This is a genomic window from Erwinia sp. 9145 (assembly GCF_000745075.1).
GTDB lineage: Bacteria > Pseudomonadota > Gammaproteobacteria > Enterobacterales > Enterobacteriaceae > Erwinia > Erwinia oleae.
Genome location: NZ_JQNE01000001.1, coordinates 3,714,652 through 3,740,825 on the forward strand (window position 1 = coordinate 3,714,652; position 26,174 = coordinate 3,740,825).

Below are 26,174 nucleotides of genomic sequence, written 5' to 3' on the forward strand. Positions count from 1 at the left end.
TGGAATGAATGTCAAACGACAAGCCTTTTGAAATTACGGCAGGGCACAGCCAGCTTCTTGGCGCCAACTTTGATGGCGAGGGCGTCAATTTTGCCCTTTTCTCAGCGCACGCGGAGCGCGTCGAACTCTGCCTTTACGATGAGAGCGGCAAAAACGAAATCGCCAGGCTGGATCTGCCTGAATATACCCATGAGATCTGGCACGGCTACGTGCCGGGCCTGCAACCCGGCGCGCTGTATGGCTATCGCGTTTACGGCCCTTACGATCCGGAAAATGGTCACCGTTTCAACCCTAATAAGCTGCTTATCGATCCGTACGCACGCGAGTTTGCCGGTGAGATTGAATGGGATGAGGCGCATTTTGCCTACGAACTGCTGCATGAAGACAAAGATCTGACCTATGACGAGCGCGACAGCGCGCCCTTCACGCCGAAGTGCCGGGTCATCGATGCGGGCGAGTTCGACTGGCAGGACGACAATCGTCCCTCCATTCCGTGGTCTGAAACCGTGGTTTATGAGACGCACGTGAAAGGCTTCACGCAGCTCAACTCCGCCCTGCCCGAAGAACTGCGCGGCACTTACGAAGGCATGGGACATCAGGCGTCCGTTGATTATATTAAAGGCCTTGGCGTTACCACGGTAGAGCTGCTGCCGGTGCACTGGTTCCCGGACGATCAGCACCTGTTGGATAAGGGATTAAAAAACTTCTGGGGCTACAACTCGCTGGGCTTTTTCTCGCCGGTGCCGCGCTATTACGGCCCGAAGGGAATTCAGGGTTTTCGTGACATGGTGCGCGCGTTTCACGACGCCGGTATCGAGGTGATCCTCGACGTGGTCTATAACCATACCGCTGAAGGCAACGAGCTTGGCCCGACGCTGTCGCTGAAGGGTATCGATAACTTCTCCTATTACCGCACCATGCCCGATCAGCACCGCTATTACATCAATGACACCGGCACCGGCAACACCGTCAATACGTCACACCCGCGCGTGTTGCAGATGGTGATGGATTCCCTGCGTTACTGGGCAGAATCGATGCATATCGATGGTTTTCGCTTCGATCTTGGTACCATTCTGGGACGTGAACCAGAAGGCTTTAACGAGCGCGGTGGCTTTTTCGACGCGGTGATGCAGGATCCGGTGTTATCAAAACTGAAGCTGATTGGCGAACCGTGGGATATCGGCCCCGGCGGCTATCAGGTAGGCGGCTTCCCGCCAGGCTGGGCCGAATGGAACGATAAGTATCGCGATACGGTGCGCGAATACTGGAAAGGCGACAACGTTTCAACCGATTTCGCGGCGCGCCTGCTCGGCTCCGGCGATCTTTACGATCAGCGCGGACGCAGACCGTGGGCGAGCGTTAACTTCATTACCGCCCATGACGGCTTCACGCTTAACGATCTGGTTTCGTATAACGAGAAACACAACGACGAGAACGGCGAAGACAATAACGACGGCCATAACGACAACCGATCCTACAACTACGGCGCCGAAGGCCCGACGGATGACGAAGGCATCAACGCGGTGCGCGAACGGCAAAAGCGCAATTTCCTCGCCACGCTGTTCTTCTCTCACGGCACACCGATGCTGCTGGCGGGCGACGAATTTGGCCGCAGCCAGATGGGCAACAATAACGGTTACTGCCAGGACAACGAGGTTTCCTGGGTTCACTGGGACAATCTGCCGGAGAGCAACGAGGCGCTGCGCCAGTTCACTCGCCAGGTGATCAAACTGCGTGCGCAGCAGCCGTTGCTGCGCCGTGAGAACTGGCGCGACGGGATGGACATCAAGTGGTTTAACGCCGGCGGCGGTTTTCAGCAGGCGGAGCAGTGGGACGAGGGCTCCACGCTCGGCGTCTATCTGGGACGTGAAGATCTCCAGCCGGAAGAGGGCATCTGGCACGACGTGCTGATGCTGTTCAACCCGTTTGAAGGCAACGTGCCATTCCGCATTCCGCAGTTTGGCGAAGGCGGCTGGGTGCTGGAGCTCACCACCTCCGACACCGCGAAACGCGGCCTGGTGATCACCAAAGAGAAAGATTTTGAGCTGGAAGGGCGCAGTATCGCGCTGTTCAGAAGGCCATAACCTGTCGCGGAGGCCGTTCAGGCCTCCGTTTCTTCCACATACAAATATCCAATCCCCAGAATCTGGCTGGCGCGATCCAGTTCCCCAAACTGCACTTGCGTCGCCTTGCTTTTCAGGCTGTCCTGCTGATCGAAAGGGTTAAACGCGATTTGCTGCATCATCGTTTCGCGCCAGGGTTCGCCAAAGGCGCAGCTGCGTCCGTAAAGCCATATCTGATTAATATTTAAAATATTCAGAAAGTTATACAGGCTCATGCCGATAGCCGTTGCCGACTGCGTAACCCACGCCGCGATCCACGTCTCGCCTGCCCGCCAGTCATGCAACAACTGCGCGGTAGTCGGCGCGTCGGCGTGCGGGTTATGCAGGCGGGCCTGCTTTTTTAACGCCGACAGCGACGCCACGGTTTCCAGGCAGCCCTGCCGGCCACAGCTGCACGCTGCACCGTGCGGATCGAGAATGGTATGGCCGATCTGCCCGCTGCCGTAGAGGCTGCCGCGATAAATCTGATCGTTAATCACGAAAGATGAACCAATACCGTAATCGACGTTAATCACGCAGAAGTCAGACTGATGACTGCTGTTCAGCCACTTTTCCGCCAGCGCCAGCATCACACAGTCATTGTCGACCCGCACCTGAACGCCCAGCGCCTCTTCCAGCAAATACTTCAGCTCGATCGGCTTTTTCCAGGCGGCCTGGGGCATATGCTGCGACACGCCGGTCACCGGATCGACCTGGCCATGCACCGCCAGCGCCAGATTGATGGTGCGATCCGGCCACAGCTTATGCTGCCGCCGCCAGATCCCGGCGATCTCATCAAGCAGGGCCTGCGGTGAGTCAACCCGAATCGCCCGATGCTGATACTCGCCCTGCGGCACCAGCTGCGCGTTAGCGATAATGCTTTCAATGCGGGTCGGCGTAATATTCATGCACAGCGTCCAGTCGCCCGCTTCAGGCAGCTGATAACTGCCGCCGTCCTGCCCGCGATGGCTCATTTTCTGCGGCGAGTGCCACAGCCGCTGCTCCTGCACCAGCTCCTGCAAAATTTTTCCGGCGGCGGGCAGCGTAAGGTCGGTCAGCTGCGCCATGCGCGACTGGCTCAGCCGCTTATGACGCCACATCAGGCGCATAAAAAGCGCTTTGTTCAGACGCCGAATCTGCTGATTGTTCAGCCCACGCGTAAGCATTGCCGTTCCCCCTGTGGAAGTAAAAAAGCGGATATCAGGTTTACTAAACAGCGTTAACTATGTTCTGTGACCCGCTCTTCAGCCCTTCGCGGCGCTTTCCGCCAGAATCTCACACTCTGTTAACATCTGAAAGGACGATCCCGATGCGATTCGCACTGCGCAACCCTGAGAAGCTGGCTGAAGAACTGACCGCGACCCGCGTGCCTGATACAGGGCTGGCGATCTGGAGCCTCGGCCAGGCGGGCGTGGTGCTGAAAAACGCGGCGGGCGACCTGCTGGCGATCGATCCCTACCTCAGTGATGCCATTGAGCGCAACCATCCGGGTACTGAATTCGTCAGGCGGTTTCCGCCAGTGCTGCCGCCCCAGGCGCTGAGCGTCTGCGACGCGGTGCTGGTTAGCCACTTTCATGACGACCACATGGATATGGGCACGCTGATACCGCTGGCGGCGAGCGCGCCGACACTACCGTTCTGGATCCCCTCGCCCGATGCGGGGCCGGTTGCCCGTGCGCACCCGCAGGTAAGCGGCAATATACGCCCGGCCATCACCGGTGACGCTTTTTTCGTCGGGCAGTTCCACGTGCTGCCCATCGCCGCCGCGCACAGCGATTATGAAAAAAATGCCGACGGCCACGACCGCTTTCTGGGTTATTTCATCACCTGCGACGGCGTACGCTTCTGGCACAGCGGCGATACGCTGGTCACGCCTGAGCTTCAGGCAGAGATGAAGCAGCACGCGCCGGATATCGCCATGCTGCCGATCAACGGCGGCGACTATGCGCGCGGCCATCGCGGAATTTTACCCAACATGAATTTCCGCGATGCGGCGGATCTGAATCACTCGCTTGGCTGCGATCTCCTGCTGCCGTGCCACTACGATCTCTTTAGCTGTAACAGCGACAATCCCGCATGGTTTGTCGATGACATCCTGCACCGCTACCCCGGCGATAAATTCCATCTGCTGATGCCGGGCGAGCGCCTGATCTACCTGCAACAAACGCCGCACCAGGCAACGCACCATAAGAACATAACAATACAAGGGATAAACCTGCGATGAACACTACTTCTGCTCACCCGCTGTTAAACAGGCTCGGCATTCCGCCCAGCCTCGCCTGGGGCTATGTCGCCGTGCTGATTTTTATGATTGGCGACGGCGTGGAGTCCAACTACCTTGCGCCTTACCTCGAACGTAACGGCTTCTCGCTGGATATCGCCGCCACGGTGATTGCCTTTTACGGTATCACCGTGACGCTGGGCTCCTGGCTGGCCGGTTCACTCTCCACGCTGTATGGCCCGCGCCGCGTCATGATGCTGGGCGCGGTTATCTGGATCGTGTTTGAAGTGCTGTTTCTCTCCTTTGCGCTACCGGCGAAAAGCGTGGCGCTGACCGCACTGACCTACGGCCTGCGCGGCGTGGCTTATCCGATGTTCGCCTACGCGTTTCTGGTCTGGATCCAGGCCGCCGCGCCTGCCGATATGCGCGGTTCGGCAACCGGCTGGTTCTGGCTTGCCTTCACCGGCGGGCTGCCGACGCTGGGTTCGCTGGTGGCGATTTTCTCGATCAAATTCGTGGGGGAATACGCCACCTTCTGGCTGTCGCTGGGGCTGGTGACGCTGGGCGCGCTGATCATGCTGCTGGCGGTGCGAGAGCGTACCGGCAGCGCGCCGCTGCTGGACGACGCGCATCGCAATCAGGGAAAAATGCGTACGCTGATGGGCGGCATTGATATTCTCTGGCGTCGTCCGCGCATCGCGGCAGCGGCGGTGGTGCGTATTATCAACACCACGCCCTACTTTGGCTTTTTCATTTTCCTGCCGGGCTTCTTCACCAAAATCGGCTTTTCACAGACTGAATATCTGACGTTGATAACCATTATGGGGCTGGTTGGCATGAGCTTTAACCCGATTGTCGGCAAGCTCAGCGACCGCATCGGCTGGCGTCGCGTGCTGACCTTTTTCGGCGGCATCGGCTCGGCTATTTCTATGCTGCTGATGGTCTATGTGCCGCAGTGGAGCGACGGCAACTTTTTCCTCTGCGTGGTCTTTGCCTGTCTGTACGGCATCACCCTGTGCGGTTACGTGCCGGCCGCCGCGCTCTTCTCCTCGCTGTGCGATAAAAAAGACCAGGGGAACGCAATGGCGATTTACTGCTTCGCGGCGGGGCTTTCCACCTTCTTCGGCCCGGCGTTGTACGGCATTCTGAACGCGCTGCTGGGCACGTCGGGCGTGATCTGGACCTACGCTTCGCTCTATATCGTCAGCGCCTTTATTTCCTGGTTCTGGCTGCTCAGCCCGCTCGATCCCGGCGAGCAGAACAACCCGGCGGCGGCGCGGGTCGCGGTTTCTGATTAAAAGGAGTGGTAATGAATAACTACGACTACATCATTGTCGGCGGCGGCAGCGCGGGCTGCATCGTCGCCGCCAGGCTGGTGCGCGAGCAGCGCGCCCGCGTGCTGCTGCTGGAGGCGGGCAGCGGACGTTACGATCCGGTGCTGAAAATGCCCGCCGGTTATATGAAGTTTCTCGCCAGCGACGCCTATCTGACGATGTACCAGACCGAGCCTCAGCCGCAGTTGGAGGGGCGAGGCGTGATTGTGCCGCAGGCGAAGGTGCTGGGCGGCGGCTCCACGGTCAATGCGATGGTTTACATGCGCGGCCACCAGCAGGACTACGCCGACTGGAATCACGCGGTCGCGGGCAGCGGCACGGACTGGTCGTTCTCCACGCTGCTGCCGCACTTTACGGCAATGGAAGATAACGACCACCTCGGCGCGCCTTTTCACGGCGTCGGCGGCCCGATGAAGGTGTCGCACCTCGGCCACCTCAGCCCGCTCAGCCGCGCCTGGGTGAAGACCATGCAGGGCCTTGGCATTCCCTATACCCCGGATTTCAACAGCGGCGATCCGAGCGGTGTGGGCTTTATGCAGCACACCATCGACTGGCAAACGCGCAAGCGCTGTAGCGTGGTGGACGCCTTCATCGCGCCGCTGCGGGATGATGCGAATCTGACCGTTGAAACCGATGCCAGCGTCACCGGGCTGCTGTTTGAGGGCGATCGCGCCACCGGCGTGGCCTATCAGCACAACGGCGTGAGCAAACGGGCGCAGGCGGGACGGGAGGTGATCCTCGCGGCGGGTGCCTATCAGACACCAAAGCTGCTGATGCTCTCCGGTATCGGCCCGGCAGAGGAGCTGGCGGCGCACGGCATTCCGCTGCGTCATGCCCTGCCCGGCGTCGGGAAAAATTTGCAGGATCACTACGAAGTGCCGGTGGTCGCCACCACCAACGGCGCGTTTGGCTATTACGGTCAGGACAAGGGCTGGCCGATGATCAAAGCCGGATTGCAGTATCTGCTGTTCAAAAGCGGCCCGGTGACCACCACCGGCGTGGAAACCTGCGCCTTTTTCGATCCGCTTAAGCCGGGCGGCACGCCAACGATTCAGATGTTCTGCGTGCCGACCATCTACCTCGATCGTGACGTGATGGGCAGCGAGCCGGGTCACGGCGTGACGATCAACTCGCTGCTGCTGCGCCCGAAAGCCACCGGACGCGTCACGCTGCGCAGCCGCGATCCGGCCGCGCTGCCGCGCGTCGATACGCAGATCTTTGGCCATCCAGACGATCTCGCCACCACGCTGGGCGGACTGCGCTTTGCGCGCCGGGTCATCGCTGCCGGGCCGATTGCCGACATGGTGGAAAAAGAGATTTTTCCCGGCGCGGAAATTGTCAGCGAAGCGGCGCTGGCCGCGCACTGCAAGCGCATGGTGAAAACCGGTTATCACCCGGTCGGCACCTGCCGGATGGGCCGCGACGACGATCCGCTGGCGGTGCTGCACGCGGATTTGCGCGTGCGCGGCGTGAAGAATCTGCGCGTGGTGGATGCCTCAATGATGCCGAACATCATCAGCGGCAACACCAACGCCATTGTGATGGCGGTGGCGCACCGCGCCGTCGATCTGATGACAGCTTCTCAGGAGGCGACGGCATGACAGAGAAACTTCAGCGCCTGCGCCAGCTCCTGCATGACAAGCAGCTCGACGGCGTCCTGCTGACCCGCCGCGACAACGTCGCCTGGCTGACCGAAGGCGCCAGCTTTTACGTGGTGGATCGCGCCGAAGTGGGCGTCGCCAGCCTGCTGGTCGCCGCCGATGCCGTCACGCTCATCGCGCCGGAAAACGAGCTGCCGCGCATTCTCGCCGAGGAACCGCTGCCGTTCGCGATAAATACCAGAAGCTATGCCTGGTATCAGACGCCGGACGCCGCGCTCGGCACGTGGCCGCGGATCGGCAGCGACACGCCGCGGGCGGGGGCGACTGACCTTCAGAACGCCCTGATCGACCTGCGCCACGGACTGAACGCCGCAGAACGCGAGCGCTTTGCCCTGCTCGGCCAGCAGGTGGCAGCAGTGGTCGAAGACGTTGCGCGCGGCGTGCGTGTCGGCGTCACCGAGCAGGCGGTGGAGGCGGAGATCTACGCTCGCTGTCTGCCGCTGGCGATCCGGCCCGTCTGTACGCTGATTGCCGCCGACGCGCGTATCGCCGCCTGGAAGCACCCGACGCCCGGCCCGACGCCGCTGCGTCAGCAGATGCTGATCACCCTTGGCGCCGAGCGTCACGGGCTGAACGTCAGCGTGACCCGCATGGTGCACGTGGGTGAGCCGTCGGCGGATGACCGCGCGCGTCTGCGCACGGTGGCGGAAATTCATGCCGATATCATCGCCGCCTCGCGGCCCGGTCGCGCATGGCAGGCCATTTTCAGTGATATTCAGGCCAGCTACGCACGTCATGGCTTTCCCAATGCGTGGCGAGCGCATCATCAGGGCGGCCCGGCGGGCTACGGCTGCCGGGATTTTATCGTCACTATGGCGACGCCCGGCAGGCTGGTTGCGCCGCAGGCGCTTGCCTGGAATCCCACCTTGCCCGGCGTGAAAAGCGAAGAAACCGTGGTGATTACGGCGGAAGGCCCGCAGTTTCTGACGCGCACCGACGCATGGCCGACCATCGCCCTCCGACGAGGTAAAAGCCTGTGGCACTTTGCCGACTGGCTGGTCTTAACCGACAGGAAAAACTGATGTCAGAACGACTGAACGGAAAAACGGCAATCGTGACCGGCGCGGCCAGCGGTATCGGCAGCGCCATCGCCGAACTGTTTGCCGCAGAAGGCGCAAGACTGGCGCTGCTTGATATTAACGGCGCGGCGTGCGACGCGCTGGCGGCGCGCCTGCACCACGAAACGCAGCCCTGCCTGGCGCTTCAGGCGGACGTCACCGATGCGGAGCGAATGAAAAACTGCGTGGCGGAGACAGAAGCACGCCTTGGCCCGGCGGACATTCTCATTAACTGTGCGGGCGTGAACGTTTTTCACGATCCGCTGACCCTGAGCGACGAAGCGTGGCAGCGGTGCCTGGCGGTGAATCTGCATGGGCCGCTGAACGGCATTCGCGCCGTGCTGCCCGGTATGCTGGCGCGCCGGTATGGCAATATTGTCAATATCGCCTCGGTTCACGGCCATAAAATTATTCCCGGCACCTTTCCCTACCCGGTGGCAAAGCACGGCCTGATTGGCCTGACGCGCTCGCTTGGCGTGGAGTATGCGGCGCAGGGCATTCGCATCAACAGCGTATCGCCAGGGCTGATCATGACGCCCGCCGCGCGGGCCTGGCTGGAGAGCTGCCCCGATCCGCAGGCGGAGCAGCAGCGACAGCGCGACATTCTCCCCTGCAAGCGCATCGGCGAGCCGGTGGAGGTGGCCTATACCGCGCTGTTTCTCGCCTCAGACGAGGCGCGTTTTATTAACGCCGCCGATATTGTGATGGACGGCGGTCGCAGCCAGATCTATCACGATTAGCCGCTACCGGCGGGCCGCCAGCCAGACCGCGTAGGCTTCATCCCACAGCGCGGCAGGCGTGCCCGCGCGGCCCAGTCCGAAGCCGTGGCCGCCGCGGGTAATGTTGATCTGCTCGACGGAGACGCCCATCCGGCGGCAGGTGTCGTGCATGATGACGGTATTGTGCGGATTAGAGACAGGATCGTCTTCCGCCTGCGCCAGGAAAGTGGGCGGGAAGCTGCGCGTCACATAATTTTCTACCGACCAGTTTGCCTCTTCATTGCGCGAAGCATTTTTGCCCACCAGTTGGAGGTGCGTCGACGTATGCGTGTAGGGCGGCTCCAGGGTGATCACCGGGTAGATCAGACCCACTGAGTCCACGACCGGCACGACCTGATCCAGCGCGTCCTGCGGCGCGTAAGTGGCGAAATTGGGCCGTGCGGCGGCCATGCCGAACAGATGCCCGCCCGCAGAGAAGCCCAGCAGATGCACCTTTCTTTCCAGTGAACGTACCAGGCGAATGGCGCGCTGCGCATCCTGTAAGGGCGCAAGACTGCCTGCCCGCCACTTTTCTCGCGGCAGGCGATAGCTCAGTACATAGGCAGTATAACCACGCGCGTTAAGCCAGTGCGCCACCGGCCAGGCTTCGCCGCCCATGCCGATCCAGCGGTAACCGCCACCGGCAGCAATCAGCACCGCCGATCCGTTAGGCTCTTCCGGCTGAAAGCGCTGGATGGCCGGGCTGACGATATTTGACCACGAGCCGTTGGCCGAAACGTGCAGCGGCCCGCGCGGCCCGCCGCCGCCGGGCGGCTCGTCCTGCCACAGCGGAATAATATCTTCTCTGGCGAACAGCTTTCCGGCAGTCATGGCAAGTAACGTGGCTCCTGTTCCCATAATGAACCGACGACGACTAATCATCTGGCATGTCCAATTCTCTGTCGCAACTACCCTGGCCCTTTTTTTCGCCTCAGCGGCGCCGGACACGATGAAAATGCCAGCGTCTGGCACATTTTTTTAGCAGGAGGGTGAGGTTTATTATTTTGTTGATTTATTCATCGCTATTTATGTCATCTTTCGACGCGACGCAAGCTTTATCAACGCGGAAGGTAAAAAATCTGCTGATATTGATCTTACCGGCAAAAAACGTCACTTTAAAACCTCGCAGTCAATATGGAGCGCCTCATGTCGCTGAAGTTAGTCACGCGTCTGGCCGATGTTGCCGCCAGCCAGTGGGATGCCCTGATCGAGAGTCAGCCTTTCCTGCGCCACGCCTTTTTGAATACGCTCGAAGAGAGCGGCTGCGTGGGCGCGGACACCGGCTGGCAACCGCAGCATCTGCTGTGGATGGAAAACGGTAAGTTGCTGGCCGCCGCGCCTGGCTACGCGAAGAGCCACTCCAGGGGTGAATACGTTTTCGACCACGGCTGGGCCGATGCCTGCCATCGCGCGGGCGTGCCCTATTACCCTAAATGGCTGGCGGCAGTGCCGTTCACCCCGGTCACCGGCAGCAGGCTGCCCGGCAACCCGGCGGCGGCAAGCTCGCTGCTTCAGGCGCTGCCCGACTTCCTGGCGCAGCATCAGCTCTACAGCGCACACATCAATTTTGTCAACGCCGATGACCATCGTCTGATGGCGCAGCAGCCCGGCTGGCTGCAACGGCTGGGTTGCCAGTATCACTGGCGCAATCCTGGCTACCGTGACTTTCAGGACTTCCTCGACACGCTGATGTCGCGCAAGCGCAAGCAGATCCGCAAAGAGCGCCAGCTGGTTGCCGATCAGGGCTTCGAATTCCACTGGCTGAGTGGCGACAGGCTCAGCGAAGCGCAGTGGGACTTTGTGTATACCTGCTACGCCAATACCTATGCGGTACGCGGTCAGCGGCCCTATCTGACGCGCACCTTCTTCAGCCTGCTGGCGGAACGGATGCCGGAAGCGATTCGTGTGGTGCTGGCAACGATCAATGACCAGCCGGCGGCGATGGCATTCAGCCTGATTGACGGTGACACGCTTTACGGTCGCTACTGGGGCTGCCTGGCGGAGTTTGACCGGCTGCATTTTGAAACCTGTTTCTATCAGGGAATGGATTACGCCATCGCGCAGAGGTTATCGCGCTTCGACGCGGGCGCGCAGGGCGAGCACAAGCTGATCCGGGGCTTTGAGCCGGTGCTGACCGAATCCTGGCACCTCCTGCGTCATCCGGGCCTGCATGAGGCGGTTGAGGCGTATCTGCAAGAGGAGCGGGATGGCGTGCGCGCCTGGGCGGAAGAAGCGCGCGACGCGCTGCCTTATCGACGCGAAGCATAGTGCGGGTGGATAATGATAAGAAGATACAATCATTATCCCCTCTCCAATAATTATTCAGAAATAAAATTTATTTTTTACTCAATAAAAATAATTAACCGGCATAAAATAAAAGGTCCACTCTCTACACTATCTTCACTAAGGTAATTCTGTAATATTTCTCGCAAAAAAATTAAAAGCGATTAACTAACATCAGCCTGGAAAAATAATTAATTCTCAACGTGTGTTTTAACTTTTTTAAAGGTGGCATTAACCGAATTATAAATCACCCCACGATATAATTAATAACGGTTCTTTAAAATAGTAAATGACACGAGGCTACCGTTATGACATCGAAACGTCCCGAATCGTCTTCAACCAGCGCCGCCGCCAATAGCTTAACGGTGCTGGATAAAAACGGTAAAAACGTTGAATACGGCAAGGTAATTATTGAACTGGCGGCGCTGGAAGGCGCAGGGAGCGGCGTCACCACCGTCGCCAACGTCGACACACTGCGCAAACGGGAACCCGCTTTTCCTTCGGAGTTCGTGGTGGTCATGGAATACACGCCGGGCAGCGCCTACGGCGGCGGCGTATTTGTGCACGATGTCAGCGACACCACCAGCAAAGAGGATTATGGCATCACGCTTGTCACGCCAAAAGGCGCGCGCTGGAAAAGAGCGATCAATGATTATAACGACGTTAACGTGGTAGCCTTTGGCGCCGTGCCCGGCGGGAAACTTGACTGTAAAGATGCAGTCACGCATATGTGGAACTGGGCGCAGGCAAACTATCCCCATATCGGCATCAAATTTCCGGCGGGTACGTTTTTAATCTCTTCTTTTGATATTTCCGCAAAAGAAGTTAACCGCTTCAGGCTGGTCGGAGAGCATGTTAATTCCGGCTATTATCCCGCCACCACGCTGATATCGGATAAAAAGAACGGTCAGGTGATGTTTTCCGTTAACGCCCGCTATATGGTGATTTCCGGGCTGGAGATTGACGGTCAGAGTACCGACAGCGCGCCCAATACTAAAGGCTTTTACAAAAACGTTATTGAGGCCGGTCAGTATGTTCGCGTTACCAGTGTTAATTTTCTCAACCTCGGCGGGCGCGGGCTGGATATGCTCGATACGCTCGACTGTAAAATAGATCTCTGGTACGCAAAGAAATGCACCGATACGGTGATTTATGCCACCTGGTCTGATAACCCCAGCGGTAAATGGGACCATATTACCGCTATTGAACTGTCGAATTTTAATATTCAGTACTGCACGAAAAAACCGGCTATCGATCTTCAGCGCGCTGGCCAGTCGGTTATCTGGAACGGCTGGATTGAGCACACCGAGTTTCCAGGCAATATTGCCAACGGTCAGTGGACACTCAACGCGCTGAGCATTGAAGACTGCCAGAACGCGCTGGCGTGCCACTACAGTCGTATTATTAATATTCAGTTCAATCAGCAGGGTACCGTCGGACTGGACTTCACGGAAACGGGCGAAAGCTGGGATCTGGTTTCCGAATTCGAACGGGGCGACGTGCGCATTGAGAACCATGGCGTCAATATCAACGGCTCGCTCAATTATCAGTATCTGACCTCGCCTGACTACATGGATAACCGCACCGGCAATGAAAGATGGTTCTACCTCGGTGAGTTTTTTATCAAACTGGAGACGGCGCAGCTACATATTCATCTGGTGGGAACGGCTTTTTACAGCAGCGTGACGGCAACCCAAACCGACTTTACCGATAAAACGGCGGAAGGCTGCGCCGATATCTATCTGCAAAAGAAAGATGCCAAAAGCTATATCGGCAGTTGGGTGGGGCAAGGCTCCGTCCCGGTTAAGCGCGTGCTGCTTCAGCCAGGCAGCAGCGACGGGAAAGTAAAAATGTTTGTACGGCTGGAAAAATTCACCGGCTACTGCATCGCGCTGCTGGATACCAATGATTACGATCGCTTTAACGCAGGCGACCACTTTCGCTTCTACAAAGGCTACAGAACGGCAACCAGCGACGAGGTAAAGGTGCTGGATGCGGCGGCGGACAACTGCTTCCATCAGCACTGGCTCGGCAGAGACAAGGTCGGGCTCGGTTTTAATAACGACGACGAACTGTTGATCCGCGGTAAAACCGATGTGGTGGGCAACTTCGGCACTGCCACGCGCTGCCTGAAGGTGATGATTAATGGTCAGGCGTTTGGCATCGACATCAAACCACTGACGTGAAAAAACGGCCCCTTAGTGGGGCCGTGATCTCAGTGCTCACCAACAAATCCACCGGTCTGATGCCGCCACAGGCGCGCATAAAGACCGTTCTTCTCCAGCAGCTCAGCGTGGCTGCCCATCTCGGCAATACGTCCTTTATCCAGCACCACCAGCCTGTCCATTTTGGCAATCGTCGACAGGCGATGCGCGATAGCAATCACGGTTTTGCCGCCCATCAGCGTTTCCAGGCTCTCCTGAATCGCCGCTTCCACCTCTGAGTCCAGCGCCGAGGTCGCCTCATCCATGATCAGGATCGGCGCATCCTTCAGCAGCACGCGGGCGATAGCGATTCGTTGACGCTGGCCGCCAGAGAGCTTCACGCCGCGCTCGCCAACGTGCGCGTCCAGCCCGAAACGGCCCTGCGGATCGGAGAGCAGCGGGATAAATTCGTCGGCTCTGGCACGATGGATCGCCTGCTGCAACTCCGCCTCCGTGGCGTTCGGCCGCCCGTAAAGCAGGTTGTCGCGAATGGAGCGATGCAGCAGCGACGTGTCCTGGGTGATCATGCCAATCTGTGCGCGCAGACTCTCCTGACTGATGTGTGAAATATCCTGCCCGTCAATCATGATGCGACCGCCGTCCAGGTCATAAAGGCGCAACAGCAGGTTAACCAGCGTTGATTTCCCGGCGCCGGACGGGCCAATCAGACCGATTTTTTCACCCGGCCGGATGGTGAGCTGCAAATTATCGATCACCCTGCGCTCTTTTCCGTAATTGAAGTTCACCGCGTCGTAGTGGATTTCACCGCTGCGCACCTTCAGCGCTTTTGCCTGCGGCTGATCGTTCACGCTGACCGGCTGCGCGATGGTTTGCAGACCGTCCTGCACCATGCCGATATTTTCAAAGATGCCGTTCACCACCCACATGATCCAGCCGGACATATTAACAATACGGATCACCAGCCCGGTCGCCAGCGCAATGGCGCCGACGCTGATCAACGACTGCGACCAGAGCCACAGCGCAAGGCCGGTGGTGCCGACAATCAGCAGGCCGTTCAGCGTGGTGACCGCCACGTCCATGTTGGTCACCATCCTGCCCTGCTGGCGGGTTTTCTCGGTCTGATCGACAATGGCTTCGCGGGCGTACTGCCGTTCCAGATCGCTGTGAGCGAACAGCTTGAGGGTGGTGATATTGGTATAGCCATCGACGATGGTGCCCATCAGCCGTGAGCGCGCGTCAGAAGAGGCAACCGAGCGCGCCTTCACGCGCGGCACAAAATACTTCATGCAGAGAACGTAACCCACAATCCATATCAGCAGCGGGATCATCAGCCGCCAGTCGGCCTCGGCAAACAGTATCAGCGCCGTCAGCGCGTAAATCAGCACGTGCCAGAGCGCATCCACCGCCTGCACCGCCGAATCGCGCAGCGCATTGCCGGTTTGCATAATGCGTTGCGCAATGCGCCCGGCAAAATCGTTCTGAAAGAAACTCAGACTCTGGCGCAGCACATAGTTGTGATTCTGCCAGCGGATCATACTGGTCATGGAAGGGTTAATGGTTTGATGCACCAGCAAATCGTGCAGACCGATAAATACCGGCCGCAGCACCAGCGCCACCACCGCCATCCAGATCAGCGTTCCGGCGTGATCGCGGAAAAAAGTGGCGGCGGGCGTGCTGTTCACCATATCGATCAGCGTACTGAGGTAGCGAAACAGCGCCACCTCGATCAGCGCGCCCACCAGCCCGACCACCAGCAGCATGGCAAAGCTCTGCCACACCTGGCGCAGGTAGTAGACATAAAAAGCCCAGACGCTGCCGGGCGGTACGTTGCCAGGCGCGTCCTGAAAAACATCGATCAGTCGTTCGAAACGGCGGTACAGCATGAGTAAGGCTCACTTTTACAGCTAAAATATGATCTTAGCGCATTTATGAACCCCCGGCGCGTTACACCACCACTAACCGCGCGCCGTATTTCGCTCGCTGCTTAATGGTTGGGGCCTCTTCGGTAATGATGGTATCGATCTCCTCCAGTGAGCAGACGTGCGCCAGCGCGCGATAGCCAATTTTACTGCTGTCGGCCAGTACGACGGTTTTTTCCGCTGCCCGGATCATCGCCTGCTTCACCGGGATCTCTACCGTGTTGATATTGGTGAGGCCGTTTTCAAAATGCACCCCTTCCGCGCCCAGAAAGGCCCAGTCAACGTGCATGCTGTTGATTTTATCAACCGTTTCCTGGCCGACCAGCGTGTAAACCTGATTTAACATCAGCCCACCCGCCACGTGTACCGTGATGCCCGCATGGTTGCCCAGCGCAATCGCGGTGTAGACGTCGTTGGTGACCACGGTCAGATTCTTTTTGTCCTTCAGCGCCACCGCCAGTTCCCAGACGCTGGAGCCGTTGTCCAGAATCAGCGTTTGCCCATCCTGAACCAGGCTGGCGGCATAGCGCGCAATGGTTTTTTTTGCAGCGGCGTTCATCTGTAAACGCACGTTATAGGGCGTATCAGAGCCGTTACTGGCGGCAACCGGCAGGAGACCGCCGTGCGTGCGCATAATTTTGCCGGACTTCTCCAGCAGAGAGAGATCGCGGCGGATGGTTGAGCTGTCCACGCCAAAAATCTCTGACAGTCCGGCGGCGTTCAGATAGCCCTTCTCAGACATCATTTCAATAATTCGCGCTCTGCGCTGTGCCGCCGTCATCGTTTCCTCATGAATAATAAATTGCACGGTTTAATGCAGTTCAGTAAAGGTTAAACACAATATTATCATCAAAAAAGTGCTGAATCGCGCACAAAAATAAGAAAATTGCATGATAAAGCGTATTGACTGCACGCTTTCGTGCATATAGGTTTAACGCAATAGCAACATTTACAGGCACAGGAAACAGACGAATGACGGGCAACCTCAACAGCGCGTATGAAAGCGAATTAGGGCAGCAGGTCGACGCGCTCACCGCGCAGCTCAGCTATGTTTTGCCGTCGGCGCTCTCTGCGATCTCGCTCGAACGCTACGAGCGGATCGTGCTGGCAGGCATGGGATCGTCTGATTATGCGTTGATCCCCATCGAGCGCGAGCTGATTGAACGCGGCCTGCCGGTATGGCGCATCGATGCGGGCCGCCTGCTGGATATGCCGCAGTTGATCACGCCAAAAACGCTGCTATGGATGACCTCGCAATCCGGTATGAGCGGTGAAGTGGTGGCGGTGCTCAATACGCTGCCTGCCCCGCAAACCCTGATCGCCGTCACCAACGATCCACACAGTCTGCTGGCGCAGCGTGCCGACGTGCTGATCGAGCTGAAAAGCGGCGAGGAAGCCACCGTCAGCGCTAAAAGCTATCTGAACACGCTGGTCGCCAGTTACCGAACGCTCTATGCCCTGACCGGGCGCGACGACGCGCCGCTGTTGCAGGAGGTGAGCGCGGTGCTGCCGGAGGTAGCGCGCATCGTGGCGCACCGTGCGCCGGTACAGGCCATTACCGACCGCCTCTTCCGCCATACCAATCCCCGGCTGGCGCTGATCGGCCAGGGCGCGGATGCGGCGACGGCGCTGACCGGCGCGCTGATTGTGAAAGAAGCCTCGAAGGTCAGTGCGGAAGGTTTTATCGGCGGCGAATTTCGTCATGGCCCGATGGAAACGTCCGGTGCCGGCATGCTGGCGCTGCTGTTTGGCGAAGGAAACGAAGCCACGCTGCACACGCTGGCGGACGATCTGCTCGGTAACGGCACCGAGGTGATAAGCGTAGGCCCGAAAGCATTCGCAGGCAGCGAGCAGCTGGTCACGCCGGGTAAAACGCCGCTGGCGCGGCTGCTCTGCACGATGCTGTGGGTACAGCATTTTACCGTCACCCTGGCACGCGCCAATGACAAAGTGCCGGGCGAATTCCTCTACGGTAACAAGATCACGGTAAAAATATGAAAAAAACGCTTCCTTTGCGGGCAGGCATAGATATGGGCGGCACGGGCACCCGCATCGTTTTGCTGGACGGCGCGCGGGAAGTCGCTTCTGACACGGTGCCGACCGCCTGGTTCAGCACGTTGTCGCAACCGCTGCGCGCCAGGACGCTGGTGAATAAATTAGGCGATCTGCTGCCTGCCGGGTACGCGCTGGCGAGCCTGGGCATCGGCGCCAGCGGCCCGGTCAATAACCAAACCGGCATCATTGAAAACGACGATACGCTGGCCTGCTTCTCGTTTTTTCCTCTGGCGGCGCAGCTTCGGGACATGCTCGCGGTGCCGGTTGCGATCGACAACGACGCGGTCGTGGCGGCGCTGGGTGAATACCACCTCGGTGCAGGACGCGGCAGCCAGCGCATGCTGATGGTGACGCTGGGCACCGGCATTGGCGTGGCGCTGTTAGACAAGGGTGAACCGCTGCGCGGCAGCGACGGTAGACATCCGGAAGCCGGTCACATTGCGATTTCCGGCGATCCGATAAGCTGCTACTGCGGCCTGACCGGCTGCTGGGAGAGGCTGGCCTCGCGCGGTGCGCTTCAGCAGGCGTTGACGCGGGCGCTTCCCGGCCTGCAATGGAACGCCGACACGCCCGCCATGCTGGTGGAGAGTGCTGTCACCCGGCCACGCGTGGCGGAGATCCTGACCCGCTATGGCGAAAGCGTCGGTCGCGGACTCACCACGCTACTGACGTTATACGGGCCGGATCTTACCGTATTGAGCGGCAGCGCCGCCGCCCTGCTTCCGCTGTTTAAAAATGGTCTGGACGCGGCGCTGGCCCGCGCGTCAGGCTACGCGGTGAACAGCAATATTACGCAATCTTCTCTGGGCGACGCGGCGGGCGCGCTTGGAGCGGCGATACTGCCAACGCTTAGGGAAACCCGTCAGCTGTAAATAACCACGAGCCGGATCACGGCCTGTTCTTTCTCAGATCGTCACCACTTGTCTGTTGCTTCTCACGTCACGCTACCGGAGAGTTTTTATGATGAGTCGATTTTCTTCCCACCCTGGCCGCTGTTTACTCCTTCTGCTGGCGCTCGGCGCTGCCGGAACGGCCTCAGCAAAAACGCAAATCAACGCACTGTTTATGTCCCAGGCCGCCTACAGCGAAAGCGATGTGCGCGCCATGACCAGCGATTTCGAAAAGGCGAATCCTGACGTCAGCGTGAATCTTGAATTCGTCCCCTATGAAGCGTTACATGACAAAATCGTGGCGGCGCGCGGCGCAGGCAGCAATGGCTATGACGTGGTGCTGTTTGATGACATGTGGCCCGCTGAATTCGGCAAGTTCAACATGCTGAAAGATGTGTCCGGCCAGATAACGGCGGAGGAAAAAGCGCAGGTCTTTGACGGCGCATGGAGCACTGTGACCTGGAACGGCAAGCAATGGGGCATGCCGTGGATACTCGATACTAAATACCTTTATTACAACAAGGCGATGCTGGAAAAAGCGGGCATCAAAGCGCCGCCCACCACCTGGCAGCAGGTGATGGAACAGTCAAAAATCCTGAAGGATAAAGGCATCGTCAAGTATCCGCTGGTCTGGAGCTGGTCGCAGGCGGAGGCGCTGGTCTGTGACTACACCACGCTGGTATCGGCGTGGGGCGGCCAGTTTTATAAAGACGGCAAGCTGAACTTCAGCGATCCGGGGTCGGTCAGCGCGGTCACCTACATGAAAACGTCGCTGGATCAGGGCGTCAGTAACCCGAATTCGCGCGAGTATCTGGAAGAGGACGTGCGAAAAGTCTTCTCCAACGGCGATGCGGCGTTCGCCCTGAACTGGACCTACATGTACAACATGGCGAACGATGCGAAGCAGAGCAAGGTTGCCGGTCAGGTTGGTGTCGTGCCTGCGCCATCAGAAAAACCGGGCGCGGTGGCGGCGATGAATGGCTCAATGGGGCTGGGCGTGACCCAGGCCAGCAGCCATCCCGATCAGGCCTGGCAGTATGTGCGCTATCTTACGTCGCAGCCGGTACAGAATAAATATGCCCGCCTGAGCCTGCCGATCTGGAAATCGTCCTACGACGATCCCGCCGTGCAGAAAGGCCAGGAATCGCTGATCGCTGCGGCGAAACCTGCCCTTAACGTGATGCTGATGCGCCCGATTACCGCCGATTACTCGCGCCTCTCCAACACGCTTCAACAGCAGCTCCAGCAGGTCTTACAGGGGCAGCAAACGCCGGAATCCGCGATGCAGGCCGTAACCAAAAGCGCTCAGCGTCTTCACTGAGGAATGACCATGCTCACTTTGCAAAAGCGTGAGCGGCGCCAGGCATGGGGGCTGCTGGCTCCTATGCTGATCGTCATGGGGCTGCTGACCGCCTGGCCACTGCTGCGCACCATCTGGCTCAGTTTTACCGACGCCGCGCTGATTGGCTCCGGCGACAATATTCACTACGTCGGCATTGAGAACTATCTCTATGCCCTCAGCGATCCCGATTTTCTTGATGCGCTGTGGCGCACGCTCTACTTCACCGTGCTGTCCGTGGCGCTGGAGGGCGTCATCGGCGTGCTGGTGGCGCTGCTGCTTAACCAGAAATTTTACGGTCGCAGCGTGCTGCGCGTGCTGGTTATCCTGCCGTGGGCGCTGCCGACGATTGTTAATGCCATGATGTGGCGACTGAATTTCAACCCGGACTACGGCAGCATTAACGCGCTGCTGAGCCAGTTGGGCATCATCGACGGCTATCGCAGCTGGCTCGGTTCGCCCGATTCGGCGCTGAATGCGGTAATGCTGGCCGACGTGTGGAAAAATTACTCGCTGGTGACGCTGCTGGTGCTGGCGGCGCTTCAGTCGGTGCCGGACGACCTGTACGAGGCCGCGCGGCTCGACGGTGCCTCTGCCTTTCGCCGCTTCAGGGCGATCACCTTTCCGGCTATCGTCGGTGCGCTGAGCGTGGCGCTGATCCTGCGCACCATCGACGCCTTTAAAATTTTCGACATCATTTACGTCATGACGCGCGGCGGCCCGGTGGACAGCACCAAAACGCTGAGCTTCTTTGTATATCAGGAGTCGTTCAGCTACCTGCGCGCCGGAAGCGGCGCGGCCTACGCCATTCTGATGACGCTGCTGTGTAGCATACTGATTGCACTTTATATGGCGCTGCTCTACCGCCAGCGCCAGCGGGGAGTCGCCAGTGAAACGTAAAATTCGCGCTGCGCTGCGCTATCTGGCCGCGCTGCTGGTGGCGGCAACCATTATCGGGCCAATGCTGTGGCTGTTTCTGATGAGCGTCAGTTCCAACAGCGATTTAACCCGCGTACCGCTTGAATGGCTCCCGCGCGAATGGGATTTCAGCCGCTACGCCCGGCTGGTCTCTCTTGAACCGGGCCAGCCCGGCGAGCTGTTTGTGCACGCGCTCGGCAACAGTCTGCTGGTCGCCAGCGGCGCGACGCTTATTTCCCTGCTGCTGGCGGTGCCCGCTGCATTCAGCTTCTCGCGCTATGCCGGACGTGAAGGCTGGCTGTTTGGTAGCCTGGCGATTTATATGGTGCCGCCGGTGGCGTTTGTGCTGCCGCTCTATTTTGTGCTGCAACAGCTTGGCCTGCTGAATACGCGTATCGGCCTGGTGCTGGTGTACTGTTCGCTGATCCTGCCATTTCTCACCTGGATGCTGAAAAACCAGTTCGACACGCTGCCGCGCGATATTGAGCAAGCCGCGCGTCTGGACGGACTGCGCTTCTGGCAGGTGCTGCTGCGCATTACGCTGCCGCTGGCAAAGCCCATGCTCGGCGCGTCCGCGCTGTTTGGCTGGCTGTTGGCCTGGGATGAATTTTTCTACGCGCTGCTGTTTACCAGCAATATCAGCGCGCAGACGCTGCCGGTGACCATCGCCGGTTTTACCGCAGGCCGCGCTACCGATGACGGGTTGATTGCCGCTGTCGGTATTCTGGCGTCGGTTCCACCGCTTTTTATTGCCATCTGGCTGCAAAAAAGCCTGGTCAGCGGCCTGGCGAGCGGCGGCAGCAAAGGCTAGTTAACAGACGTGACGGGGAAGAACTGAACTATGGCTCGTGTTGAAATGGTTGGCGTGGCGAAGCGCTACGGTAAGCAAACGGTCCTGCAACCGCTGGATCTGACCATTCCCGACGGCAGCTTTACCGTGCTGGTTGGCCCGTCCGGCTGCGGGAAATCCACGCTGCTGCGCCTGCTGGCCGGGCTGGATACGCTCTCCGATGGCGCTATCCTGCTGGACGACAGGCAGATTAACGATCTCGATCCGGCGGATCGCGATATTGCGATGGTGTTTCAGAGCTACGCGCTCTACCCGCACCTGACCGTCGCGGAAAATCTTGCTTTTCATATGAAGGTTCGCCGCGTGAAGCGTGAGGAGCGGCAGAGTAAAATCGCGCGGGTGTCGGAGATCCTCGGCATCAGTACGCTGCTGAACCGCTATCCGCGCGCGCTTTCCGGCGGCCAGCGGCAGCGCGTGGCAATGGGCCGGGCGATGGTGCGCAACCCGCAGGTTTTCCTGTTTGATGAACCGCTGTCGAACCTCGACGCCCAGCTCCGGATGGAGCTACGGGCGGAGATCAAGGCGCTGCATCAGCGCTTTGGCACCACGATGGTGTATGTCACGCACGATCAGGTGGAAGCCATGACGCTGGCGGACAGGATCGTGGTGATGCGCGATGGCGTGATCGTACAACAGGGCGCGCCGCTGGAGATCTACGACAGGCCCGTTAACACCTTCGTGGCGCGCTTTATCGGCTCGCCGCCGATGAACCTGCTGGCGGGCGCGTTTGAAGCGCGTGACGGCCAGCCCGGCGTCAATTGTAATGGCCTGTGGTTCGCCCTGCCCGACCGCTGGCACAACGCAGTGCGGGAGGGCACGGTGACGGTGGGCCTTCGCGCGCAGGATTTTGCCCTGACGGCAGAAGCGGGTCAGCCGCAGGCAACGGTGCAACTGCTGGAAGTGACCGGCGAATCAAGCCTGCTGCACGTTGACTGGCAAGGCTTCGTGCTCCACGTTCAGTTTGCCGGACGCATCGACGTGCAGCCGGGGCAGCGCATTCCGCTGTCGATTAACGCAGAGAAGCTGCACCTGTTTGACGCGCAAAGCGGCGAACGGCTGGGTTAAGCCACGCGGCGAGACGCTATTCGCTCCAGGTTTCTTCCAGCACGCGCAGCCAGTTCCCGTAGCAGATTTTCTCCAGCAGCGGCCGCTGGTAGCCGCGCGCGGCCAGTGCATCAACCAGCAGCGGCAATCCGGCGACATCCTTCATATCCGGCGGCAGCGTGGTGCCGTCGAAATCTGAACCGAAGCCCACGCACTCTTCGCCCACCTTATCCAGCAGGTATTCAACGTGGCGCACGATGTCCTGCACGCTGCTGTCGCCGCCGTAGGTGCCGTCATCACGCAGGAATGCGGTGCCGAAATTGACGCCCACAAAGCCGCGCGTTTCCCCAATGGCGGCAAGCTGGCGATCCGTCAGGTTACGCGACTGCGGGCAGAGCGCGTGCGCATTGGAATGGCTGGCGACCAGCGGCGCATGGCTGATCTCCGCCGTCTGCCAGAAGCCTTTTTCATCCATATGCGACAGGTCAATCATGATGCGTTTGTCGTTACAGGCGCGGATCAGCCGCAGCCCGGCCTCCGTCAGGCCATTGCCGATATCTGGCGTTGAGGGAAAGCGGAACGGCACGCCGTCGCCAAAGATATTCGGACGGCTCCAGAGCGGCCCCAGCGTGCGCAGACCTGCGGCATACAGCACATCCAGCAGCTCGAGGTCAGCATCCAGCGCCTCGGCGCCTTCGATGTGCATCACCATCGCCACGGCGTTGTCCTGCATAGCACGGCGGATATCCGCCGCCGACCGACACAGGCGCGCGGCGCCCTGAGACGCCTGCTCTATGCGCAGCAGCGTGGCGATCATCGCCAGGGTAATATCCAGCGCCTCCTGCCTTGAGGGCGTGGTGGTTTCGAATGCCTCGTAGGTCGGCATGGCTTTGGTCATCATCTCTCTGGACGCCAGCCCCATCGACGGCACCCAAACCGCAAACAGTCCGCCTGCAAAGCCGCCCTGGCGTATACGTGGCAGATCCATCTGGCCTGCCGCAGGCCCGTGAAGAAACGCGTTAACAGGCTCATCGGCATGGGATAACCATAAACGCATCAGCAGATCGTTGTGTCCGTCAAAAACAGGAATGGCGGCAGAAGAAGGTACATGCATAACGCTTTGGCTCCGGGCGGTGTTGAGAAAAGAACGCTTATCTTATGCGGTGGCGAAAACAGCTTCTATTTCAATATTCAGATCGGGAGAAAAAAGCCCGTTCACCTGAACCAGCGAACTGGCGGGCAGATGCTGGCCAAAATAGCTGAACAGGACTTCCCTGAGCGCCGTCAGCTCATTGAGCGAAGTGACAAATATGGTCACCTTGATCAAGGCATCAAAGGTGATATTTTCAACCGCTGTGATCTGCTTAAGCTGATAAAATATGGCTTCCGCCTGCGCGGCGATGCCTTCTCGTTGTGCAGGCGTGCCGAAGGCAGTCAGCCCTGAAACATAAAGCGTATCGTGATGCTTTACGGCATGCACGTAGGGCGCTTTCACTTCACCCAGTTGTGGATAATTAATGCGTTGTAATTTTTTCATTATTAGCGGCTCCTTGTCGCTGAGTACGTGTATGGCGCGTCAGTACAGCGTATCTCTCAGCCTTCCTGGCAGCGCTTTGTCATAAGCTTCGCCGTCGATTTCAGCGTTTGAAATTGCCTTCAGGATACTACCGGTACTGGGAAGCCGATCGCGGTTCAGTTGGGTTGCCGGATCCCAGAGTCGCGAGCGAATGACCGCCCGGCTGCACTGAAAAAAAACGCTGCTGATATGAATACGCAGCACGGTTTTCGGTCTATTTCCCTCCATCGCAAAACGTTCCAGCAGGTCGGGATCGATACTGATCTCAGCCGTACCGTTCACCCGCAGCGTTTCACCGATGCCGGGGATCAGAAACAGCAGCGCCACGCGTGGATCGCGAAGAATATTCTTCATGCTGTCGATGCGATTGTTGCCGCGCCTGTCGGGAAGCAGCAGCGTTTGCTCGTTTTCAATATGAATAAAGCCCGCCGGATCGCCTCTGGGTGAGACATCCAGCCCTGTGTCGCCCGCAGTAGCCAGTACGGCAAAAGGCGACGCTTCAATAAAAGGGCGGTAGGCCGGATGAAGAAACGAGGTTACCTTTGTTTCCGATGCCTTAGCCACCGCGCCATACAGCGCAGCCAGCTGTTCAGGCTGCGTTACACGAAAATCGTTATCCTGTTGCATAGGGCTGATGCACCTTATCATCGCGCTATTTTAACGACACAGACAGAAACTATAGACAGGATCGCGTCAGGCAGCATCAGGAGGAGGCGCGTATTCTTCGATCACGGAACCGGCCATACGCAAAAGAGGATTCTCTCTACAAGCTGAAGGATCCTCAGCCTGTAGGGTCGATATTCAGCTTGACCTGGCAAAATTACCCACCGCATCAATGGTGCCCGGATGGCGTTTCTTGCCCCAGCGCTTCCACCTTCTCTAACGCCGCCCGTAGCGTGGCGGGCGTCAGCGTGACGGGCAAATAATGGATTGATTCCACAGGGCGCAACGTGTGTTTAATGATGCGATCCACCTGATCATGCTGCTGAATGTCGATCGCCAGTTGTGCCAGCGTGGTGGGGAGACCAAAGCGTTTATAGGCTTCGATCAGGTGTGCGGTGACGTCATCCTGTCCCAGGAGTGCGCTCTGCACCAAAATGCCATACGCCACTTTAGTGCCATGCAGAAACTGCGCCGTTTGCGGCAGCACGGTTAAGCCATTATGCACGGCATGCGCCGCTGCAATGCGCGTATAGCGCTCACCCAATCCGCCGACCATGCCCCCTCCCGCGACAATGGCATCCACCACATCGCGAAAGGCCAGAGTTAATTGTTGCGCACGCTGATCGGCCAGTGCTGACTCGCTTTTTTCTAACAGCACATCGCGCAAGGTTTTCGCTATATCCAACCCAAGACGCACCGTAAGCGGTAACGCTGCTGGCTCGGTTGCCAACACCACCGCTTCATACCATTTCGCCAGGGTATCGCCGATGCCCGCCTGCAAATAACGCGAAGGGGCTTGCAGAATGATTTGCGGCTCAAGCAGCAATAAATGGTTGGCTTGTGGGAATATCTCAAAGTTGAGCGCCTCGCCCGCATCGTTATACCAGACCGATAACGGTGTCCAGGCCGCGCAGGTCGCCGCGATAGTAGGAAGGGTGACCACCGGTAATCCTAATCTGTGTGCCAGCGCTTTCGCGGTATCCAGTACCGTGCCGCCACCCACGCCGATCACCACATGACGATCCTCTCCCGCCTCCTGCGCCAGTGTTGCCACCGCAGCCTCGCTGCAATGCCCACCGAAAATAGAGCGCTTCGCGCCCGGCAGATTCAGCCAGGGTTCCAGCCATGACTGTGCTGCGGCCAGTGCCTGCCGTCCCGTTACCCAAAATGCCTTACGCAGTTGAGCCTCGCTGTAATAATCCGCCAAGCGGGCGATAGCGCCGGGATGGGAATAGTAATTCGCCGGACCGGGCACGACCTGAATATGGTGCTCACTCATGAGATTTTCCCCGTGGAAATAATGCGCTATGGTCTGCCGCCCACTCCGGCAAAGCTAAT

General features: G+C 58.9%; 22 protein-coding genes. 14 read left to right on the top strand and 8 right to left on the bottom strand.

Features of this window, described 5'->3' with window-relative positions; translation table 11 throughout:
• The first annotated feature begins 8 nt into the window (after positions 1–8).
• Positions 9–2,084, top strand: a complete 2,076-nt coding sequence (gene glgX, locus FA91_RS17540; protein WP_034917825.1) for a glycogen debranching protein GlgX — start codon at positions 9–11, stop codon at positions 2,082–2,084.
• 17 nt (positions 2,085–2,101) lie between these two features.
• On the opposite strand, the gene FA91_RS17545 is transcribed toward glgX, so the two are convergent.
• Positions 2,102–3,268 carry an ROK family protein gene (locus FA91_RS17545; RefSeq protein WP_034917826.1) on the bottom strand — a complete coding sequence of 389 codons (1,167 nt, stop codon included), beginning with the start codon at positions 3,266–3,268 and terminating at the stop codon, positions 2,102–2,104.
• Between the two features lie 143 nt (positions 3,269–3,411).
• Here FA91_RS17545 and FA91_RS17550 point away from each other — a divergent pair, with 143 nt between their 5' ends.
• The 5 genes from FA91_RS17550 to FA91_RS17570 are packed head-to-tail and all read left to right on the top strand — an operon-like array spanning position 3,412 to position 9,116.
• On the top strand, positions 3,412–4,326 hold the full coding sequence (locus FA91_RS17550) for an MBL fold metallo-hydrolase (RefSeq protein WP_034917829.1): 915 nt from the start codon (positions 3,412–3,414) through the stop codon (positions 4,324–4,326).
• Positions 4,323–5,621 carry an MFS transporter gene (locus FA91_RS17555; protein ID WP_034917830.1) on the top strand — a complete coding sequence of 433 codons (1,299 nt, stop codon included), beginning with the start codon at positions 4,323–4,325 and terminating at the stop codon, positions 5,619–5,621. Before FA91_RS17550 ends, FA91_RS17555 begins: the two co-directional genes overlap by 4 nt.
• Before the next feature lie 11 nt (positions 5,622–5,632).
• Entirely contained in the window at positions 5,633–7,258 is a 1,626-nt protein-coding gene (locus FA91_RS17560; protein ID WP_034917833.1) for a GMC family oxidoreductase N-terminal domain-containing protein, read from the top strand.
• A complete protein-coding gene (locus tag FA91_RS17565; RefSeq protein WP_034917836.1) occupies positions 7,255–8,340 on the top strand; it encodes a M24 family metallopeptidase in 1,086 nt (361 codons plus the stop codon). The genes FA91_RS17560 and FA91_RS17565 overlap by 4 nt, the downstream gene beginning before the upstream one ends.
• Positions 8,340–9,116, top strand: a complete 777-nt coding sequence (locus tag FA91_RS17570; protein ID WP_034917838.1) for an SDR family oxidoreductase — start codon at positions 8,340–8,342, stop codon at positions 9,114–9,116. Before FA91_RS17565 ends, FA91_RS17570 begins: the two co-directional genes overlap by 1 nt.
• A 3-nt stretch (positions 9,117–9,119) precedes the next feature.
• On the opposite strand, the gene FA91_RS17575 is transcribed toward FA91_RS17570, so the two are convergent.
• Positions 9,120–10,016 carry an alpha/beta hydrolase gene (locus FA91_RS17575; protein ID WP_051937271.1) on the bottom strand — a complete coding sequence of 299 codons (897 nt, stop codon included), beginning with the start codon at positions 10,014–10,016 and terminating at the stop codon, positions 9,120–9,122.
• A gap of 264 nt (positions 10,017–10,280) precedes the next feature.
• On the opposite strand from FA91_RS17575, the gene FA91_RS17580 reads away from it, so the two are divergent.
• Positions 10,281–11,402 (top strand): GNAT family N-acetyltransferase, encoded by a 1,122-nt coding sequence (locus FA91_RS17580; protein WP_034917844.1) that lies wholly within the window; start codon positions 10,281–10,283, stop codon positions 11,400–11,402.
• Positions 11,403–11,725: 323 nt separating this feature from the next.
• Positions 11,726–13,603: a hypothetical protein gene (locus FA91_RS17585; RefSeq protein WP_051937274.1), complete on the top strand. Its 1,878-nt coding sequence runs from the start codon at positions 11,726–11,728 to the stop codon at positions 13,601–13,603.
• A 29-nt stretch (positions 13,604–13,632) separates the two neighbouring features.
• On the opposite strand, the gene FA91_RS17590 is transcribed toward FA91_RS17585, so the two are convergent.
• Together FA91_RS17590 and FA91_RS17595 are read right to left on the bottom strand one after the other, a co-directional pair.
• On the bottom strand, positions 13,633–15,465 hold the full coding sequence (locus FA91_RS17590; protein WP_034917846.1) for an ABC transporter ATP-binding protein: 1,833 nt from the start codon (positions 15,463–15,465) through the stop codon (positions 13,633–13,635).
• 61 nt (positions 15,466–15,526) lie between these two features.
• The gene (locus FA91_RS17595; RefSeq protein WP_034917848.1) at positions 15,527–16,282 is read right to left on the bottom strand and encodes a DeoR/GlpR family DNA-binding transcription regulator; all 756 of its coding nucleotides are present in this window, start codon (positions 16,280–16,282) and stop codon (positions 15,527–15,529) included.
• A 191-nt stretch (positions 16,283–16,473) separates the two neighbouring features.
• Between FA91_RS17595 and FA91_RS17600 the strand changes: the two genes are divergently transcribed.
• The 6 genes from FA91_RS17600 (at position 16,474) to ugpC (ending at position 22,618) form a co-directional block, all read left to right on the top strand.
• Complete coding sequence (locus tag FA91_RS17600) at positions 16,474–17,499, top strand: SIS domain-containing protein (protein WP_034917851.1); 1,026 nt, start codon at positions 16,474–16,476, stop codon at positions 17,497–17,499.
• The gene (locus tag FA91_RS17605; RefSeq protein ID WP_034917854.1) at positions 17,496–18,428 is read left to right on the top strand and encodes an ROK family protein; all 933 of its coding nucleotides are present in this window, start codon (positions 17,496–17,498) and stop codon (positions 18,426–18,428) included. Before FA91_RS17600 ends, FA91_RS17605 begins: the two co-directional genes overlap by 4 nt.
• Positions 18,429–18,519: 91 nt before the next feature.
• Entirely contained in the window at positions 18,520–19,767 is a 1,248-nt protein-coding gene (locus FA91_RS17610) for an extracellular solute-binding protein (protein ID WP_156103124.1), read from the top strand.
• Positions 19,768–19,776: 9 nt separating this feature from the next.
• On the top strand, positions 19,777–20,685 hold the full coding sequence (locus tag FA91_RS17615; RefSeq protein ID WP_034917860.1) for a sugar ABC transporter permease: 909 nt from the start codon (positions 19,777–19,779) through the stop codon (positions 20,683–20,685).
• Positions 20,675–21,514 carry a carbohydrate ABC transporter permease gene (locus FA91_RS17620; protein ID WP_034917863.1) on the top strand — a complete coding sequence of 280 codons (840 nt, stop codon included), beginning with the start codon at positions 20,675–20,677 and terminating at the stop codon, positions 21,512–21,514. The genes FA91_RS17615 and FA91_RS17620 overlap by 11 nt, the downstream gene beginning before the upstream one ends.
• Before the next feature lie 30 nt (positions 21,515–21,544).
• A complete protein-coding gene (gene ugpC, locus FA91_RS17625) occupies positions 21,545–22,618 on the top strand; it encodes a sn-glycerol-3-phosphate ABC transporter ATP-binding protein UgpC (protein WP_034917865.1) in 1,074 nt (357 codons plus the stop codon).
• A 16-nt stretch (positions 22,619–22,634) separates the two neighbouring features.
• On the opposite strand, the gene FA91_RS17630 is transcribed toward ugpC, so the two are convergent.
• The 4 genes from FA91_RS17630 to FA91_RS17645 all read right to left on the bottom strand — a co-directional run bounded on the left by FA91_RS17630 (position 22,635) and on the right by FA91_RS17645 (position 26,115).
• Positions 22,635–23,711 carry a dipeptidase gene (locus tag FA91_RS17630; RefSeq protein ID WP_034917868.1) on the bottom strand — a complete coding sequence of 359 codons (1,077 nt, stop codon included), beginning with the start codon at positions 23,709–23,711 and terminating at the stop codon, positions 22,635–22,637.
• Between the two features lie 42 nt (positions 23,712–23,753).
• On the bottom strand, positions 23,754–24,134 hold the full coding sequence (locus FA91_RS17635) for a RidA family protein (protein WP_034917869.1): 381 nt from the start codon (positions 24,132–24,134) through the stop codon (positions 23,754–23,756).
• Between the two features lie 39 nt (positions 24,135–24,173).
• Positions 24,174–24,800, bottom strand: coding sequence for a pyridoxamine 5'-phosphate oxidase family protein (locus FA91_RS17640; protein WP_051937276.1), 627 nt, complete (start codon positions 24,798–24,800; stop codon positions 24,174–24,176).
• A 205-nt stretch (positions 24,801–25,005) separates the two neighbouring features.
• Positions 25,006–26,115 (bottom strand): oxidoreductase, encoded by a 1,110-nt coding sequence (locus FA91_RS17645; RefSeq protein ID WP_034917872.1) that lies wholly within the window; start codon positions 26,113–26,115, stop codon positions 25,006–25,008.
• Between the last annotated feature and the right edge of the window lie 59 nt (positions 26,116–26,174).